The organism is Kitasatospora sp. LaBMicrA B282 (assembly GCF_050325825.1).
In the GTDB taxonomy this organism is placed as follows: Bacteria; Actinomycetota; Actinomycetes; order Streptomycetales; family Streptomycetaceae; genus Kitasatospora.
In genome coordinates, this window is the sequence record NZ_JBNQTI010000167.1 from 1 (window position 1) to 19102 (window position 19102).

The 19102-nt window shown below is 73.0% G+C and carries 12 protein-coding genes; 9 read left to right on the forward strand and 3 right to left on the reverse strand.

The genetic code is table 11. The features are described 5' to 3' along the window. Positions 1-1058: chitinase (locus ACQRUO_RS32080; RefSeq protein WP_428319638.1), on the forward strand; the 1058-nt coding region annotated here is incomplete at its 5' end. 97 nt (positions 1059-1155) lie between these two features. Here ACQRUO_RS32080 and ACQRUO_RS32085 read toward each other — a convergent pair. After that, complete coding sequence (locus tag ACQRUO_RS32085; protein ID WP_428319639.1) at positions 1156-2013, reverse strand: polysaccharide deacetylase family protein; 858 nt, start codon at positions 2011-2013, stop codon at positions 1156-1158. Positions 2014-2336: 323 nt separating this feature from the next. Here ACQRUO_RS32085 and ACQRUO_RS32090 point away from each other — a divergent pair, with 323 nt between their 5' ends. Then, positions 2337-3239, forward strand: a complete 903-nt coding sequence (locus ACQRUO_RS32090; protein ID WP_428319640.1) for an SURF1 family cytochrome oxidase biogenesis protein — start codon at positions 2337-2339, stop codon at positions 3237-3239. A gap of 150 nt (positions 3240-3389) precedes the next feature. Beyond that, a complete protein-coding gene (locus ACQRUO_RS32095; RefSeq protein ID WP_428319641.1) occupies positions 3390-4571 on the forward strand; it encodes a caspase family protein in 1182 nt (393 codons plus the stop codon). Positions 4572-4603: 32 nt separating this feature from the next. Here ACQRUO_RS32095 and ACQRUO_RS32100 read toward each other — a convergent pair whose 3' ends face one another. Further along, a complete protein-coding gene (locus ACQRUO_RS32100) occupies positions 4604-4825 on the reverse strand; it encodes a hypothetical protein (RefSeq protein ID WP_428319642.1) in 222 nt (73 codons plus the stop codon). A gap of 326 nt (positions 4826-5151) precedes the next feature. Between ACQRUO_RS32100 and ACQRUO_RS32105 the strand changes: the two genes are divergently transcribed. Continuing rightward, positions 5152-6594, forward strand: a complete 1443-nt coding sequence (locus ACQRUO_RS32105; protein ID WP_428319643.1) for a lytic transglycosylase domain-containing protein — start codon at positions 5152-5154, stop codon at positions 6592-6594. 65 nt (positions 6595-6659) lie between these two features. Here the strand turns inward: ACQRUO_RS32105 and ACQRUO_RS32110 are convergent, their stop codons facing one another. Then, positions 6660-9131: a helix-turn-helix domain-containing protein gene (locus ACQRUO_RS32110; protein ID WP_428319644.1), complete on the reverse strand. Its 2472-nt coding sequence runs from the start codon at positions 9129-9131 to the stop codon at positions 6660-6662. Between the two features lie 249 nt (positions 9132-9380). On the opposite strand from ACQRUO_RS32110, the gene ACQRUO_RS32115 reads away from it, so the two are divergent. The 5 genes from ACQRUO_RS32115 to ACQRUO_RS32135 all read left to right on the forward strand — a co-directional run. Further along, a complete protein-coding gene (locus tag ACQRUO_RS32115; protein ID WP_428319645.1) occupies positions 9381-10160 on the forward strand; it encodes a PE-PPE domain-containing protein in 780 nt (259 codons plus the stop codon). Positions 10161-10253: 93 nt separating this feature from the next. Then, positions 10254-11453 (forward strand): DUF4185 domain-containing protein, encoded by a 1200-nt coding sequence (locus tag ACQRUO_RS32120; RefSeq protein ID WP_428319646.1) that lies wholly within the window; start codon positions 10254-10256, stop codon positions 11451-11453. Between the two features lie 47 nt (positions 11454-11500). After that, entirely contained in the window at positions 11501-13813 is a 2313-nt protein-coding gene (locus ACQRUO_RS32125; protein WP_428319647.1) for a glycoside hydrolase domain-containing protein, read from the forward strand. Between the two features lie 29 nt (positions 13814-13842). Further along, positions 13843-15435, forward strand: a complete 1593-nt coding sequence (locus ACQRUO_RS32130) for a peptidoglycan DD-metalloendopeptidase family protein (RefSeq protein WP_428319648.1) — start codon at positions 13843-13845, stop codon at positions 15433-15435. A gap of 181 nt (positions 15436-15616) precedes the next feature. Continuing rightward, positions 15617-19102 (forward strand): putative T7SS-secreted protein (locus ACQRUO_RS32135; RefSeq protein WP_428319649.1); only part of this gene is annotated, 3486 nt, incomplete at its 3' end.

The window sequence follows — 19102 nt, forward strand, 5'->3', positions numbered from 1 at the left end:
CAGCCCCGCCGGCGCCACCGCTGGCCGCCGCCGCGGCCGGTGCCGTCGCCGCCGTCCCGACCACCCTGCCCGCCACCGACCGCGGCGTGCCGCTGCGGCCGTCCGGCTCCGGCTTCGGCGCCCGGTTCGCGGCTCCGTACGTGGAGGTCTGGAACTCACCGGCGGTACTCCGCCAGGTCCAGCGCGCCACCGGGATCAAGAACTTCACCCTCGCCTTCGTGATCCCCGACGGCGGCTGCGCCGGCGCCTTCGACGGCACCATCCCGATCGACAACCGGGACTGGCTCTGGGCGGTGAACGACCTGCGTCGCGCCGGCGGCGACGTGATGATCTCGTTCGGCGGCGGCAACAGCCGGGAACTCGCCGAGACCTGCGGCTCGGTCGCCGAGCTGAAGGCCGCCTACCGCAAGGTGATCGACACCTACGACCTCACCCGGATCGACCTCGACATCGAGGGCGACGTGCTGGAGGACCAGCCGGCCAACGACCTGCGCAACCAGGCCCTGGCCGAGCTCCAGCACGACTACGCGGCCGCCGGGCGCCGCCTCGCCGTGCAGTACACCCTCCCGGTCAACCCCTGGGGCCTCTCGTCGGGCGCGACCGCCCTGCTGGAGAACGCCCGCCAGCACCAGCTGGACGTCGACCTGGTCAACATCATGACCATGGACTACGGCCCCAGCTACGACATGGGCGCCACCGCGATCCAGGCAGCCACCGCACTGCACGCCCAACTGGGCCGGATCTGGCCGGAGAAGACCGACGCCGACCGCTGGGCCATGCAGGGCCTCACCCCGATGATCGGCGTCAACGACGGTGGCATCGAGGTCTTCACCGCCGACGACGCCACCCGGCTGGCCGCCTTCGCCGCCGACAAGGGCATCCGGCTGCTCGCCTTCTGGTCGCTCGGCCGCGACCGTCCCTGCCAGGCCGACGACTCCTTCTCCGACCGGTGCAGCGGCATCCACCAGAACCCCGAGGACTTCGCCCGGATCCTCAGCGGCGCCAGCGCGGACCTGCTGCACCACTGGATGGACCAGGGCGGCAATCCGGCGTCCTGAGTGCGGGGGCCCGGTTTCCCGGGCCCCCGCACCTTGTGTCCCTCGCCCCGTTGCCCCCCACGCCCTTTCCCCCCTTGCCCCCTTGCCCCCTACTCCGTCAGTCCGTGTCCGGGACGGTGAAGCGGTAGCCGGCCGCCAGCAGCTTCGGGAGGTAACTGCGCAGCGCGTCGACGGTCTGGGAGCGGTCACCCGGGCCGCCCGGGGCGGTGATCGGGGTGTCGGTGAGGCAGCCGTCGTGGTTCAGCACGATGGACCCGGTCCGGGTGGCGGTCAGGACCCGGCTGGCGATGGCGCCGGTGCCGGGGTTGGCCCAGTCCTCCGGGTCCACGTTCCAGCAGATCGACTTCAGGCCGAGGTCGGCGCAGACCGCGTACGAGTTGCGGGTGAAGTGCCCGCCCGGCGCGCGGAACAGCACCGGCCGGATGCCGCAGGTGCCGGCCAGGACGTCGCCGGTCCGCTCGATCTCGCGGCGGACGCCGCTCTTCGACAGGGTACCCAGGTCGGGGTGCGACCAGGTGTGGTTGCCCACCTGGTGACCGGCGGCCACCACCTGCCGGACGGTGTCCGGGTAGCGCTGGACGTTCCTGCCGATCATGAAGAAGGTCGCCGTGACCCCGTGTTCGCGCAGGATCTCCAGCACCCGCGGGGTGTCCAGCGGGCTGGGCCCGTCGTCGAAGGTGAGCGCGATCACCTTGGGGCCTGCGTGCACCGCGGTCTCGGCGCGCCCCGGCGGCACGGGCCCGGAGCCGGGCGCCACGGTGGGGGCGGGCGTCGGGGTGGGCGTGGGGCTGGGGGAGGGCGGCGCACTCGTCGCCGGGGCGCTCGCGCTCGCGGGGCCGGCGGTCGCCGTGGCCGGCGACTCGCTCGGTGGCGCTCCCTTGGCGTGGGCACGGCGATCACAGGCGCAGAGCAGCGTTGCGCAGCCTGCGCTGATCAGCAGGCGCCTGGTTGTCACGAGCTGACGATCCATCATGTCGGCCACCTCCGGTGCCGGACCGCTGCTTGCGGTTGATGGCCCGTCAGGTCCCGCCAGGCGTGTTCAAGGCGGCATGATCATATGAAGAATGCGGCGCCATCTGGAGCACGGTACGCACGCCCGCGCCCGACCGGGCCCCGCGAATCGCCGACCGCGCCCGGCTTCGCCCGTTCGGCCCACGCCCCTGGACCCGGGTCCTGCTGTGAGCTCCCTCACCCGTCCCGGGCCCACGTCCCGCCGTTCCGGCACGCCGAGCCGGGGCCGGTTCGTGGTGGCGGTGTAAATGGGGATACCGTCACCCGGTGTTCCGTATCCTCCTGACCCGGCGCTGGGTGATCCTGACCCTCGTCTTCTTCGCGATCATTCCGGCGATGGTCCTGCTCGGCCGGTGGCAGTACCACCGCTACGAGCAGACCAACCGGCAGAACGGCGTGACCGCCGCCGCGATGAAGGCGCCGCCGGTCGCGATGGACGCCATCTCGCACCCCGGCGCGACCGTGCCCGCCGCGGAGACCTACCACCCGGTCACGGCCAGCGGCCACTACGACCAGGCGCACGAGTTCGTGGTCCGCCAGCGCACCGACGCCGCGGGCGACACGGTCGGCTACTACGTGATCACCCCGCTGGTCACCGACGCGGGTGACGTGGTGCTGGTCAACCGCGGCTGGGTCGCCTCGCCCGGCGACGCCACCACCTACCCCACGGTGCCGCCGGCCCCGCCCGGCGAGCTGACGGTCACCGGACGGCTGCGCCCGGACGAGACCTACAAGATCACTGGCATCCACAAGGCGAGCGGCCTGCCGGACCGCCAGTTCATGCTGATCAACAGCGGCGAGCAGAGCGCCCGCCTGAACCAGCCGGTGATCGCGGGCTACCTGGAGCTGACCTCCACCAGCCCCACCCCGCCGCCCGCCGACGAGGCCGAACACGTCCCGGGCCCCAACGTCAGCAGCAACGACGACGCAGTGGTCGGCAAGGGCGTCCACCTGCCGTACGCGATCCAGTGGTGGCTCTTCGCCGCCCTGATCCCGACCGGCTGGATCGTCCTCCTCCGCCGCGACATCCGCGACGCCCGCGAGAAGCAGGCCACCCAGCCCACGCCGACCGGCCCGGCCCCGGAGGCGGCCGACACCCCCGCCGAGCCCGACCGTTTCGACGGCCCCGCGGTCGCGCCCGCCGAAGGGCCTGCCTGCGCTACCCGCTGATCACATCCACACCCCCACCCAAGCCCCCGCGCCGCGCCCGCCCTCTCCATGGACACTCGGCGACATCGAGGTGACGCTCACCGAGGGCACCGACGCGGAGGTGCAGCGCATGCTGGAACTGCTCTCCCAGCCGCCGGCGAGCGGCGAGGAGTGAGGGGCCTGCCCGACCCCGCCGCCTCCCGCGCGGTGCTGGCCGGTGTCTCCCGGTACCGGCAGTTGGAGGCGCTGCCGGCGGTCGCGAACAACCTCCCGGCGCTCGCCGAGGCACTGTGCAGCGGTGACTCGTGGCGGCTGGCGCCGGCGGACTGCCGGGTGGTCGCCGAGCCGGCGAGCCTGCAGGAGCTGCTGGAGCCGGTCGCGCAGGCCGCCGAGGAGGCCACCGACACGCTGCTGGTCTACTTCGCCGGCCACGGGCTGCTGGACGACCGGGGTGACCTGTTCTTCGGCCTCCCCGGCGCGCAGCCCGGACAAGGGCACACCGGGGTGCCGTACTCGCTGCTGCGCAGCGCGATCCTGCACGGTGGTGCCGAGCGGCACGTCATCGTCCTGGACTGCTGCTTCAGCGGACGGGCGCTCGGGGTGATGGGCACCTCGATGGCCGACCAGGCGGAGATCGACGGGAGCTGCCTGCTGGCCGCCGCCCCCGAGGCCGGGGTGGCGCTGGCCCCGCCGGGGGAGCGGTACACCGCGTTCACCGGGGAACTGCTCGCCCTGCTGGCGAACGGGATCGAGGGCGGCGGCGCCTGGCTGGACCTGGACACCGTGTACCGCCGGCTGCGCGCCGAACTCGCCGCCAAGGGGCGCCCGCTGCCGCAGAAGCGCGACCGCAACACGGCGGGCGGCCTGCTGCTGGCCCGCAACCGCGCCTACCGCCCCTGGCTCCCGGCCCAGGCCGCGCCCGCGGAACCAGGCGCACCCGCGGATCCGGCCGCCGCCCCGGGCCCGCCGAGCGGCCCGCGCTGGCCCGACCCGGAGGCGTTCGACGACGCGGCGGAGTTCATCGAGGGCCTCGGCCAGGTCCGGGCGACCAGCGGGCTGAGCGTGCGAGCCGTCAGCGAGCGCGCTCCGGAACCGATCGCGGCGGGCACCATCAGCGCCCTGCTGAATCGGTCGACCCTGCCCACGACCTGGCGGAGCACCGGCCTCCTGCTGGCAGCCTGTGGCCTGCCGGAGGATCAGCTGGCCCGTTGGCAGGCGACCTGGCAGCGCCTCCGGACCGCGGCGCCGCCACCTCCGCCAGCACAAGCGGCCGGAGCGGTGCCCGTCACCCCCGAGCGAGGCTGGCGCACCCGGCTCGCCGCCGGCCTGCGCCGCGGACGGCCCCCACGCTGAACCACCGCATCACCTCGCGCGGATTCCCCGGCTCACCTCGCGGTGGCAGCCGTCCCCGTCGGCGTGGCACTCGGCCCCTGCGCCGGTGTCGCCCCGGCGCCGCCGCCGTGCGAGATCGCCATCAGCAGCACGATGATCCCGATCACCCCCAGCAGGCCGGCACCGGTCAGCGGCTTCGGTCCGGGCCGGCGCCGGCCGCCCGGCCGGCTGACCCAGTGCCCGGCCCGGTAGTACTTGCCCGGCCGCCCTGCCATGAACACCACACCCCCGACGTGACGGCGGGACACCCGCCCGCTCGGCGCCCAGTCTGGCAGCTTCGTCTGCGCAGCACCCGCCGGTCACCAGGAGTTGGCCGATTCACGATCACCCGTTGACCTGCGGCGGACCACGCGCAGGCCGCCGGCGCGGCCCGCGCCGCGCCCGCGTCCGCCCGGGGGGAACCTCGGTGAAGCCGTGTCATCTCGGCATGGTCTGATACAAGCTGCCGATCGGTCGTCGGGGGGATGCCGCGGTCCGGTGGAACCTGATGGTCGGTTGGTTCGTCCATGGACTGACCGCAGGATCGTCGAAAGGAGTTCACATGGCCAGGCGGATACGGAAGCGCGTGCTGTTGCAGACGGCGGGGGCGTTCGTCGCCCTCGCCGCCGCCTCGGCGCCGGCCGCACCCCTGACCTTTGCCGCGCCGACGGCGTACGGGGCGCCGGCGAGCGCTGGTGCCGCGGAGGCGGCCGGGCAACTGCCGGTGGACGGGGGTGGCCTCCGGCCGCTGCCGCAGCCGCCGGGAACGCCCGGCGGCCCCTTCGCCCTCCCGACGGGCATGCCGACCGGAGCGCCGGGCTCGACGCCGACCACCGGTCCGGTCTCGCCCGACGTGTCGCTCTTCGTCGGGGGCCCGAAGCTCCCGGCCACGGTGTTCGCCGCCTACCAGAAGGCCGAGGCCTCCATCGCCGTCACCGACCCGGGCTGCCACCTGCCGTGGCAGCTGCTGGCCGGCATCGGTCAGGTGGAGTCGGGTCAGGCCGACGGTGGCCGGGTCGACGCCTCCGGCACCACCTACACCCCGATCCTCGGCCCGGCGCTGGACGGGACCAGCGGTTTCGCCGCGATCGTGAACGACGGCGCGGCCTACGGCGTCACCGGCGCCTGGGACCGGGCCGTCGGCCCGATGCAGTTCCTCCCCTCCACCTGGGCGGTGTGGGGCGCCGACGGCAACGGTGACGGCAAGGCCGACCCCAACAACATCTGGGACGCGGCGCTGGCCGCCGGGCACTACCTGTGCGCGGACGGCCGTGACCTGTCGGTGCCGGCCCAGCTGGACCGCGCGATCCTCGGCTACAACGACTCCGCCGACTACCTGGCCACGGTCAAGGCGTGGATGGTGCACTTCCAGTCGGGAGCTGCGGCCGTGCCGGACCTGCCGGCCGGGCCCGGCCCGGTGGTCGCGCGGCCGAGCATGCCGGCCTCGCCGTTCGCGGTGCCGGTGCAGGTGCCCGTAGTGAACCCGGTCAACCCGGTCAACCCGGTCACGCCGGTTGCCCCGGTCGACCCGGCCGCGGGGCCGACCCCGTCGCCGTCGCCGTCCGGCACCCCGAGTGCCGCGCCGTCGCCGTCGGCCAGTGCCTCGCCGTCGTCCGCGCCCACGCCGTCCGCCTCGCCGACGCCCACCGCGCAGCCGACCTCGTCGCCGTCGCCCAGTGCGTCGCCGACCGGCACCCCCGCCCCGACGGGCTCGCCCACGCCGTCCGCCTCGCCGACGCCCACGCCGAGCCCCACGCCCACCACCTGCCCGACCCCGTCGGCCGGCCCCTCCGCCTCGCCGACCCCGTCGGCCTCGGCGTCGCCCACGCCGACCCCGTCCGCCACGCCCACCCCGACCCCTTCGCCCTCTCCGACCTCGGCCACGCCGTCGCCCACGGGCACCCCGTCGCCGAGCTGCACCACCCCGACCCCGGCGGCGACCACCACCCCGAGCCCGACCGGGACGCCGCACCCGTCGCCGTCCCCGGCCGCCACGGCCAAGTGAGCAGTGGGCGCCGGGTCCCGTGAGGCACCCGGCGCCCACCGCCTCCGCCCGCCGCTTCCCCGCGCCTACCGCCCCACGCTCAGGTGGCTCTGCAGCCGTGCGTGCCGGAACTGGTACACCGCGCCCACCTGGCGCAGCACGCCGCGATGGTAGGCGTCGTTGAGGAAGGCGACCGTCGCCCAGGGCAGGCGGCCGGTCAGCGGTAGCCAGATCCGGGTGAAGAGCACCCACTGCCCCCACGCGGTGAACGCCACCGCGTAGCAGAGCCCGCCGGTGAGGCCGCCGACGGCGCCGATGGTGAGCCCGCCGGAGAGCGGCCAGGAGAGCGGGCCGAGCAGCCCCTGGAACAGGTCGGTGACCAGCCGACCGCCGAAGGCGATCACCGCGGCGAGTAGCGGCACCAGGACCAGGGCCTGGCGGAGCACCGTGGTGCGGTTGACCGCCAGCAGGTCGGCCGGGGTGGCGGCGGAGCCCAGGTCGAGCGGGGTCTCCAGGGCGGCCACCAGCCCGAGCACCAGCCCGCCCGCCATCGCGAAGACGATGCCGAACACCAGCGAGTTGACCGCCGTGCCCTTGAGCACCTGGCCGTTGACCGTCACCTGACCGCGGGTCAGCTGCACGCCCACCGTGAGCGCGGGGCCGTACCCGAGCCCGACCGCGAAGCCGCCCAGCACTCCGGCGGAGCACCAGGTGGGGAACCGGCGGGCGGACCCGCCCCCGCCCCGCCGCCCGGCCGGCCCCCGTCGCTCCCGTAGCCCGGGTAGTCGCAGCTGGACCCGCGACGGCTCGAACACCGCCGAGCCCATCACCACCAGCAGTCCGTACGCCACCCCGAAGGTGAGGCCGACCGTGGGGCCGAACAGCGCCTCGGCCAGCGCCGCCCGCAGCGCGTACCCCGCGCCGCGGCCGGCGAGCAGGTTCAGCGCGGGCACCACGAGCCAGTCGGCGGCGACCGTGATCAGCGAACACGCGAGGACCACGGCGAGGACGCGGGAGGACAGCCGCAGCGAGCCGGGCAACTGCCACCAGGCGAGGTCCTGGTGGTCGCGTTGTTCGGGGCGGTCCAGGTGCCGGGCGAGGTAGCCGAGGTAGTGCTGGGCGCGCTGGGGGTCCCAGGCGCGGGTGCGGCGCGGGCGGACGGTGCCGAGCGGGGTCGCCGTCCGGCGGCGGTAGACGGTGGGGACGTAGCCGGCCAGCAGGTGCTCCTCCAGGGACTCCGGGGTCGGGAAGCGAGCGGTGTCGAGCAGCGCGGCCGAGTCGCGGCCCGGGGCGTCGCTGTAGATGGTCCGGGCCAGCAGGACCATCAGCGGGGTGCTCAGCACCGTGGCGAGGTTGGCGCCGGCGCGGCTGTCGGGCTGCCGGCGGAGCTGGTCGAGGACCGGGTCCCACACCGTCACCGCCGTCGGGCGGGCGGTGCGGGGCAGGTAGTGCAGCAGGTCGCTGGTGGTCAGGTCGGTCAGCTCGATGCCGGCGGCCCGGCGCAGCACGTCGATCGCGGCGGCCTCGGTGAACTGCTCGGTGCGGCTGGTCAGCAGCAGCGGCAGGGAGATCGTGTTGAGTTCCTCCAGGGCGGCGCCGTGCAGGCCCTTGGCGATCTCGTCGAAACCGTCGAGCACCGGCAGGATCCAACCGGCGTCCACCAGGGCGGCGGCCAGGCTCAGCCGGCCGGGGACGCGCGCGTCGAGGTTCGGGTGGTCGCGCAGCAGCCGCCGGATCAACCAGTCGCGCAGCGTGGTGACGGTGGGGTCCCAGGAGCCGATGCTGAAGATGACCGGCACCGGCTCGTCGGCGGCGCGGGTGCCCAGGTAGTCCAGCACGAACCGGAGCATCAGCACGCTCTTGCCGGAGCCGGCACGGCCGAGCACCACCAGCCGCCCGGACCGGATCCGCCGGTAGACGGTGGCGACGTCGGCCAAGCCGCCGTCCAGGCGGAGCGGGCCGGAGGTGCTGCCCGGGGGAGTGCCGCGGATGTTGTCCCAGTGGTCCAACAGGCCGTCAGCGGCCGTCCGCCAGCGGACGGGCAGCGGGAACGGGTCGTGCAGGCGGCGCTGCTCCTCCTCGCGGATCCAGCGGCTGTGCAACTCGCGGGCGAGGGTCTCGGCGGCCTCGACCAGGGTGCTGCCGGCGGGTGGGACGCTGAGCCTGATCGGCTCGGGCCCGGGCTCGGCGGAGCCCCCGGTCGGGGGTGCACCGGCGGGCTCGCCCGCGGGTGGCGGCGAGGGGTCCGGCGAGGGTTCCGGCAAGGGCTCACCCAAGGGCTCGGCCGGCGCCTCGGTCGCGGCGCCCCCACCCCTCCCGCCCCGCTCCCGGTGCGCCGCCAGCAGCTCGGTCCAGAGCGCGTCCCGGTCCCGCCGCAGGGCGTCGGCCAGGGCGTGCGCGACCTGCTTCACCGTCCCCATCCGGGCATCGGTGGGCTTGCCGGTCTCCAGGCGGTGGATGGTGCGCACGCCCAGTCGGGAGCGATCGGCCAACTGTTCCTGCGTCAGCCCCGCCTCGAGCCGTAACGCGCGGACCAACGCCCCGAACTGACTGGTCAACCTCGATGCCCCTCGCCTTGCCCTCGGCCCTGCCGCTTATGACAGATCACGGTCAGGACGCTGCCGGATCACTGTACCGGGGCCGACCGGCCATATGTGGCCGGTCCTTGGCATGGCCCGCTGACCTGGCCGAACACCAGCATGGGGAACCGCCGGACCGTCACACCCGCCACAGCGCCACACCGTCACATCGGCCACACCGTCACACCGCAACCCCACCCCCCGACCCCGTCCGAGGAGCCGACCACCATGTCCGACCCCAAGCCGAGCACCCTGCTGCGCCGCTGCAAGTCCCTCCTCGGCGCGGCCGCCCTGGCGCTCGCCGCCACCGCGGCCGCGGTGCCGGGCGCGGCCCAGGCCGACGCGCCGCACCACTACTACATCGAGATCGGCGGCACCGGCTCGGCGGCGGACGCGCCGACCTGCACCACGACGTACGGCTTCGCCAACCAGCACCTGAACGGCGGCATTCCGGTGCCGGTCTGCTACCCCGCCAGCGGCGGCCCGTTCATCGGCAGCCACAACCAGGTGCCGGCGCCGTTCGACCCGAGCTTCGCCGACAGCGTCAACCAGGGCTACCGCAACGCGATCAGCACGCTGGAGAACACCTACCACGCCGACCCCTCCGCGCGGTTCACCGTCGTCGGCTACTCCCAGGGCGCCTGGGTTGGCGACCTGGCGCTCCAGACGATCGCGAACAACGGCACCGACGTGCCCCGGTCGCAGGTCGACGGGATGCTCTACGCCGACCCGATGCAGCCCGGCACCGGCTTCTGGCACCTGCTGCCGGCCGGAGTGCCGCTGCCGCTGGTCGCGGTGTCACCGGGCACCGGGCCGGTGGACTTCCCCGGGGTCCCGGTCCAGCGCTTCTGCATCCACACCGACGGCGTCTGCGACGCGACCTCGCTGGACTCGTTCGGCGGCTTCCTGCAGCAGCACCCGCGCTACTGGCAGGACGGCAACGTGATGACCCGGACCATCGGCGAGGACGGCGGCAGCGGGATCGTCTGGCTCGCGGCGAACTCCTGACCCGCCGGCGTCCGGCCGCCCGGCCCGCTCCCGGCCGGCCGGACGCCCCGCAGCGCTTCCCCGACTTCCCCCCATCCTCGAACGGAGAACGTCATGCCTGCTTCACCCCTGCCGGACCGCGCCTTCACCCGGCGCTCGCTGCTCAGGACGGGCACGGGGCTGGCCCTGGGCAGCGGCATCGTGGCCGGCTCCGGGCTGCTCCGCGCCACCCCCGCCGCCGCGACCAACGGCATCGGCCAGACCGGCGCACCGCTCTGCCAGCAGCCCGGCGACTCGGCGAGCCGGCAGGGCCTGGGCAGCGGGGACCTGGGCATCCCGTACTACCGCGAGCACGACCAGAGCTGGGGCTACGTGTTCGGCGACTCCTTCGACGACGCGAACACCTACCTCGGCTCCCCGGTGATGCTCGATCAGGCGACCTTCGACAGCTCCGGCGCGAGCCCGATCGCGTTCAGCTACGCCGCGCCCAACGGCACCGCCGCGCAGCTGTTCGACTACGTGCACGGCGTCGACAACGGCTACGGCGTGGAGAGCACCCGGATCCCGAACGACTGCATCGAGTTCGGCGGCCGCACCTACCTCCAGTACACCTCGGTGGTGCACGGCATCGGCGGCGATCCGCTGCCGGCCGGTGACGACGGCAGCCTGATGTCGGGCGTGGCCTACTCCGACGACTTCGGGGTGACCTGGACCGACTACCCCTACCACTGGGACGGGCAGTACCGGGGCGTCAACCAGTCGATGTACGGGATGTGGTCCTTCGCCGGCATCGACCCGGACGGCTGGCTGTACATCTACTCCAAGCGCTGGAACGGCAGCCACAAGAACACCGCGGACCAGGGCGCGATCCAGCTCTTCCGGATCGACCCGAACGAGTTCCGCGCCGGCAACTTCGGGGCCCAGCAGAACTGGGTCTACAACGGCAGCAGCTGGTACTGGGCCACCGACGGCACCCCGCCCACCCCGCTCTTCGCGCCCGGGAACAACATCGGCGAGTTCTCGGTCAAGCGGATCAACGGCACCTACTGCATGAGCTACCTGGACGTGGTGGACGGCTCGATCTGCACCCGCACCGCCCCGCGGCCCGACGCCGCGTGGTCCGCGCCGACCCCGCAGGTCGTCGCCAACAACACCTGGCCGCCGAACCACTGGGGCCGGCCGCAGGTCGACAGCCCGTACGGCGGCTACATCCACCCCGGCAGCGCGAGTGCCACCTCGCTGACCCTGATCGTCTCGCAGTGGACCCAGCAGGGCGCCTACCGGGTGCTGCAGTTCGACGGCATCAACCCGTAGCCGCCGGCACTGTCCACCCCTCCCGAGTCGACACCTAAGGAGCCTGTGTGAGGTTCAGGGAACTGGCCGGGGCGGTGGCCGCCGCACTGGTCTTCAGCGCGGCCGGCCTTGCGGCGGCGGGGCCGGCCGGTGCGGCCGCGGACGCCGGCAGGACCGTGTCCTACCGGGGGACCGAGTTCCGGGTACCGGCGTCCTGGCCGGTGATCGACCTGGACCGGGCGCCCGACAGCTGCGTGCGGTTCGACCGGCACGCCGTCTACCTGGGACGTCCGGGGGCGCGCCAGCACTGCCCGGCCCACCTGGTCGGCCGCACCGAGGCGTTGTCGATCCAGCCGGCCGAGCCCGGCGCCGGCTCGGCGGCCCGGGAGAACCCGGTCGAGCACGAGATCACCGTGGGCACCGCGGCCGTCACGGTCACCGCCACCTACGGCGCCGACCGGGCGGTGGTGCAGGCGATCCTCGACAGCGCCGGCCTGCCACAGCCGAGCCGGGCGCCGGCGCCGGCCCCCACTCGAGCCGCCCCCGCGCGAGCCTCCGCAGCTCGAGACTCCGCCACTCGGGCCGCCGCCGTGGCCGCGAGCACCACCGACTACACCGGCAAGGGCTTCGACCCCTGCACCGCCCCGAGCTCCGCCGACATGAACACCTGGCTGGGCTCCTCCCCGTACCGCGCCATCGGCCTCTACGTCGGTGGCGTCAACCGCGGCTGCCCCCAGCCGAACCTGACCGCCGACTGGGTCGCCCAACAGGCCGCGAGCGGCTGGCACTTCTTCCCGCTCTACGTCGGCTACCAGGCCCCCGGCGCCTGCAACGGGAGCTGCGCCGCCATCACCTCGGCGGACCAGGGCGCCGGCGACGCCGACGACGCGATCGCGCAACTGTCCGCGCTCGGCTTCCCGGCCGGCACCCCGATCTTCGCGGACTCCGAGCCGTACGACCCCTCGCACTCGACCCTGGTCCTCGGCTACCTCTCGGCGTGGACCACGGAGTTGCACGCCCGGGGCTACCTGTCCGGCGTGTACGGCGGCCTCAGCAGCACCATCACGGACCTGGTCGCCAACCACTCCGCGTACGCGATGCCGGACGCCATCGACTTCGCGGTCTGGCCGGGCAGCGGCGACACCAGCACCTCGGATCCGGCGATCCCGGACGACGAGTGGGCGAACCACCAGCGGATCCACCAGTACGAGGGCGACACCACCGAGACCTACGGCGGCGTCTCCCTCGCCATCGACGCCGACTACCTGGACCTGCAACTCGCGCCCCCGGGCGGCGGCTGGGACGACTTCGGCGACGGCCGGCAGAACCCGGCGATCGGCCGGCAGGCGGACGGCGCGATGATCGCCTTCGCGGTCTCCCCCGACCAGCAGGGGCTCTACTACCGCACGCAGAGCGCCCCCAACGGCGGCTGGGGCGGGTGGCAGCAGCTCGGCGGCCCGGTCGGCGGCCTGCCGGTGGTGGGTCGGGACCCGGACGGACGGCTCGAACTCTTCGTGCTGGGCCCGGGCAGGAACAGCATCCAGCACATCTGGCAGACCGCACCCGACGGCGGCTGGAGCAGCTGGGACCCCACCTTCGGCGGCCCCGCCGCTGGTCTGACCCTCGGTCAGAACGCCGACGGTCGCCTGGAGGTGTTCGCCCTCGCCGTCGACGACAGTTCGATCTCGCACGTCTGGCAGACGGCGCCGAACGGTGGCTGGAGTGCGTGGAACGGTGATGGCAACGGGGTGTTCGGTGGTCCGGCGGGTGGTGTTCCGGTGGTGGGGCACGAGGCGGACGGTCGGATGGCGGTTTTCGTGCTCGGGCCCAACGGGAGTTCGATCGCGGAGCGTGAGCAGGTCGCACCGTCCGCCGGTTGGGGCGACTGGAACGGCTCGTTCGGCACCGCGGCAGCCGGCCTGACGGTCGGTCAGAATGCCGACGGCCGGATGGAGGTGTTCGCGCTCGCCCCCGACCGCAGTTCGATCTCGCACGTCTGGCAGACGGCGCCGAACGGTGGTTGGAGTGCGTGGAACGGTGATGGCAACGGGGTGTTCGGTGGTCCGGCGGGTGGTGTTCCGGTGGTGGGGCACGAGGCGGACGGTCGGATGGCGGTTTTCGTGCTCGGGCCCAACGGGAGTTCGATCGCGGAGCGTGAGCAGGTTGCGCCGTCGGCCGGTTGGGGTGACTGGAACGGTTCCTTCGGCACCGCGGCCGCGACGGTCAATGTCAGCCACAACGCCGACGGCCGACTGGAGGTCTTCGCCCTCGCCCCCGGCGGCGCCGACATCTCGCACGTCTGGCAGACCGCGCCCAACGGCGGTTGGAGCGCCTGGAACGGCGACGGCACCTTCGGCGGCCCTGCCTGGGTCGGCCCATGACCAGCTCGGAAGGAGCACACGAGACCGCGATGTCCACCCTCGTCCCCGACCCCCAGCCCCGTCCCACCCGCCCCCGTGGCCGGCGGATGCCCGCAGCGGTGGCCCGCGCCCTGCTGCTCGTCCTCACCCTGCTGCTCGCGCCGGCCGGCGTCGGCCTCGCCACCGCCGGCACCGCGACCGCCGACTCGACCCTCGGCGGTCCGATCACCCGCAGCGAGATCATCGCGCGCGCCCAGTACTGGGTCGACAACCAGCCCGGCCCGTACGACTCGGGCGCCAAGTCTCCCGGCCCCGGCGGCGACTTCAACTACCGCCGCGACTGCTCGGGGTACGTCTCGATGGCCTGGCACCTGGCCGACAACCCGTGGACCGGCGCGCTGGCGGACAGCTACTCGTTCGAGATCGCGCGCACCGACCTGCGCCCGGGCGACATCATGGACGACTACAGCGACCACGTCTTCCTCTTCGACCATTGGCTCGACGCCAACGGCGACTTCTCCTACTACAGCTTCGGCGCGACGCCCGTGCAGCACCTGACCGCCAACATCAACGACGCCACCCTCGACGGCCACCCCAGCAGCGCCTACACCGCCCGCCGCTACAACAACGTCCTCGAGGACAGCGCCGTCAAGCCGCACCCGTACCCCGCCGGCCGGGTGGTCTCCGCGCGGGACGCGGACGGCCGGCTGGAGACCTTCGCCGCCGGCCCGGACGGCGTCTGGCACGCCTGGCAGACGGCGGTCAACGGCGGCTGGTCGGACTGGGTCGACACGGGCGGCCCGGCCAACGCCCAGCTGACGATCGCGCCCAACCAGGACGGCCGGCTGGAGCTGTTCGCGGTGAACGGGACCGAACTCGACCACACCTGGCAGAACGCGCCGAACGCCGACTGGTCGGCCTGGGCCAACCTCGGCAGCGGCGGGTACCGGGTCGCGGCCGGCAGCAACGCCGACGGCCGGATCGAGCTGTTCGCCTCCAACGACACCGGCGTCTTCCACACCTGGCAGACCGCCCCCAACAGCGCCTTCGCCGGCTGGGCCGGCCTCGGCGGCCCAGCCGACTCGCGGCTGCAGATGGAGAGCGCCCCCGACGGCCGCCTGGAGGTCTTCGCGCTCTCCGACACCACCTTCGGCCACCTCTACCAGACGGCGGTCAACGGCGACTGGTCCTCCTGGGAGACCTTCGGTGGCGGCGGTCATGACCTGACGGTCAATCACAACACCGACGGCCGGCTCGAAGTCTTCGCCTCCAACAGCGCCGGCGTCTTCCACAAGTGGCAGACCAGCCCCACCAGCTGGTCCGACTGGGCCGCCACGCCCACCGGCGGCGCCACCGACTCCGCCCTCTCCTCCGCCCGCTCGGTCGACGGCCGGATCGAGGTGTTCGCCATCAACGCCGGCACCGCCACCCACCTCTGGCAGACGGCCGTCAACGGCGACTGGTCGACCTGGGAGACCTTCGGGACCGGCGGCACCGGCATCACGGCCACCACCAACCAGGACGGTCGGATCGAGGTCTTCGGCACCAGCAGCGCCGGCGTCTACCACAAGTGGCAGACCGGCTTGAGCACTTGGTCGGACTGGTCCTGGCTGAACACCACGGCCGGTCCGCCCCTGCCCTGACCCAGCAGCCCGCTCCATCCCATCTCACCACCCCACCCACGCCGCCGCCGCGGCCTCGCCACAGGGGAGCGAGGCCTCGGCGGCGGTCACGGTCGTCGTCGCCAGAGGTCGACTAAGGTGATCTTCGTACCGAACTGGTGGCCGAAGGCGATGGGGGTCTGGTGTCCGGGGGGTTGGGCTGATGGGGCTGTTGGACGACATCGGCAACGGCGTCGAGGGCCTGTGCAAGGACGGGAAGAAGGGTTTCGGGAAGACTGTCGATCAGGTTTCCCATGTGGTGGGTGATGGGCTGGACCTGGTCGGTCTGCATGATGCGGCCAAGGCGGTCGACAATTTCGGTGACGGTGTCGCCGATGACATGGGTGCGCAGGTCGGTGAGAAGCAGCTGGGTGATTCGGATGATCCGAAGGACCTGGTGCATGGTGATGCGAAGGCCGTGAAGGATGCGGCGGACAAGCTGGGCACGTTCCACGACGCGTTCGAGGAGACCGGCGGCGGCCTGCAGGCGATGGATTCCGCGCACTGGCAGGGGGCGGCGGCCGATGCGTTCCGGGCGAAGTTCGAGCCGCACCCGCGTCTGTGGTTGACGGCGGCCGATGCGTGTTCGGCGGCGGCGACCGCGTTGGCGGGTTTCGCCACGACCATCACGTGGGCGCAGGATCAGGCGAAGCAGGCGATCGATGCGTACAACGCGGCGAAGAAGGCCTACAAGCAGGCGCAGGACAGCTACAACGCGAGCGTCGACAGCTACAACACGGCGATCAAGTCCTACAACGCGGCGGTGAAGGCGAACCAGGATCCGGGCCCGAAGCCGGCCGACCCGGGTGACTTCCACGACCCGACCACCACGCAGCTCTCGCACGCCCGGGACCTGTTGCGCGGTGCCCGGGCGGCGCGTGATGCGGCGGCAGCCAGCGCCGCCGCCGCGCTGAAGGCCGCCACCGGTACCGCGCCGGCCGAGCCCAGCTTCACCCAGCGGATGAAGCTGGACTCGATCGACCTGGCCGAGGGCGGCATGACCGGTGGCGTCCACCTGTACGGGGGTCTGGCCAAGGGTGCGGCGGACATCGTGGACTTCGGGCGCAGCATGAACCCGATGGACCTCTACAACATCACCCACCCGGCCACCTACCTCGATCATCTCAACGGTGTCGCCGCGGGTTTGGTGCACGCCGAGGTCCACCCCACCGACCTGGTGAAGAGCATTGTCGGCTCGGGTTGGGGGTCGGATCCGTTCGAGGCGGGCGGCAAGTTCATCACCAACGTCGCCTTCGGCATCGCGACCGACGGCGGTGGGGAGGCAGCAGCCACCGAGGACGCGGCGAAGGCCGCCGTGGACGGCGCGGGCAAGGACACCGCGGCGGGCGGGGCGGGCCGTGACGCGGTCAAGGACCCGGACGTGAACGGGCGTAATCCCGGCGATCGGGTGTGCGACGGTGACCCGATCGACATGGCCACCGGTTTCATGACGCTCAGTCAGACCGATGCGCATCTGGCGGGTGTGTTGCCGCTGTTGTTCAGCCGTACCCATGACTCCCATTACCGGGCGGGGCGTTGGTTGGGCCCGACGTGGGCGTGCACGCTGGATGAGCGGTTGGAGGTCGATGCCGAGGGCGTGGTCCTGCTGCGTGCGGACAGCGTCGTGCTGGCCTACCCGCACCCGGCGCCGGGTGCACCGACGCTGCCCGTCACCGGTGCGCGCTGGCCGCTGGCTGTGGACGCGCAGGGCTGTTATACCGTCACCGACCCGGCCACGGGTCAGGTGCGGACCTTCCGCGCCGATGCGAGCGATCCGGCGCTGGCGACCATCGACTCGCTCACCGACCGTGCCGGTCACCAACTGGTCTTCGAGTACGACCACGACGGCACCCCCAGGGGTATCCGGCACTCCGCCGGCTATCACCTGGAAGTCGAGGTCGTCGACTTCCGCATCACCGCGCTGCGCGCCGGCGGCATCGACCTGGTCCGCTACGGCTACACCGACGGCCACCTCGCCGAGGTCGTCAACTCCTCCGGTCTGGCGCTGCGTTTCGAGTACGACCAGGCGGGCCGGATGACGGCCTGGGTCGACCGCAACGACTCCCGCTACACCTACGCCTACGACGAGAAGGACCGCTGCACCTCCCAGGGCGGCGCGAACGGGCACCTGCGCTGGAGCTACCAGTACCACCCCGCTCTGACCCTGGCCACCGACTCACTCGGCGCGGTGAACCGCTACGAGGTCAACGGGCGTCACCAGATCACCGCCCACACCGACCCACTCGGCCACACCACCCGCTTCACCCGCGACACCTTCCACCGCCTGCTGTCGGTGACCGACCCGCTCGGGCGCACCACCGCCTTCGCGTACGACGCGGCGGGCAACCTGCTCACCGTCACCCGCCCCGACGGCGCCCGCTCCCACGCCACCTACAACACCCTCAACCAGCCCCTCACCGTGGTCGAGGCCGACGGCACCACCTGGCACCAGAGCTACGACACCGCCGGCAACCGCACCTCACTCACCGATCCCGCCGGTGCCACCACCCGCTTCGCCTACGACAGTGCTGGTCATCTCACCACGGTCACCGACGCGCTCGGTCACACCACCCACCTCCGGTGCGACGCGGCCGGACTCGCCCTGAGCGCCACCGACCCGGCCGGCGGCACCTGCAGCTACCGGCGCGATGCGCTGGGCCGTCTGGTCGCCCTCACCGACCCCGTCGGCGCAACCACCCACCTGACCTGGAGCCTGGAGGGCCACCTCACCTCCCGCACCACCCCCGACGGCGCCACCGAGACCTGGACCCACGACGGCGAGGGCAACACCCTCACCCACACCGACCAACTCGGCGCCACCACCACCTACGAGTACACCGACTTCGACCTGCTCGCCGCCCGCACCACCCCCGACGGCCTACGCCACACCTTCACCCACGACACCGAACTACGCCTGGTCCAGGTCACCAACCCCCAAGGCCTCACCTGGACCTACCACCACGACCCCGCCGGCCGCATCATCGCCGAAACCGACTTCGACCAGCGCACCCTCACCTACACCCACGACCCAGCCGGACGCCTCACCGCCCGCACCAACGGCCTGGGCCAGCGCATCACCTACAACTACGACCAACTCGACAACCTCACCACCAAGAACACCGCCGGCACCCTCACCCACTACACCCACGACACCCTCGGCCGACTGATCACCGCCACCAACCCATCCGTCCACCTCACCCGCACCCACGACCCATTGGGCCGCCTGCTCACCGAGACCGTCAACGGCCGCACCCTCACCAACACCTACGACCTCCTGGGCCGCCGCACCTCCCGCACCACCCCCACCGCCACCCACAGCACCTGGACCCACGACGCCGCGGGCCACCCGGCCACCCTCACCACCGCCGGCAACACCATCACCTTCGACCGAGACGCCGCCGGCCGCGAAACCACCCGCCACCTCCCCGACCACCTCACCCTCACCACCACCTGGGACACCACCCACCGCCTCACCAGCCAAACCCTCACCACCACCGACCCGGGCGCCACTCCCGCGACCCTCCAACACCGCGCCTACCAGTACCGCGCCGACGGCACCCTGACCGCCCTCCACGACCAGCACACCGGCACCCGCCGCTTCGACCACGACGGCGCCGGCCGCGTCACCGCCGTCCACGCCACCAACTGG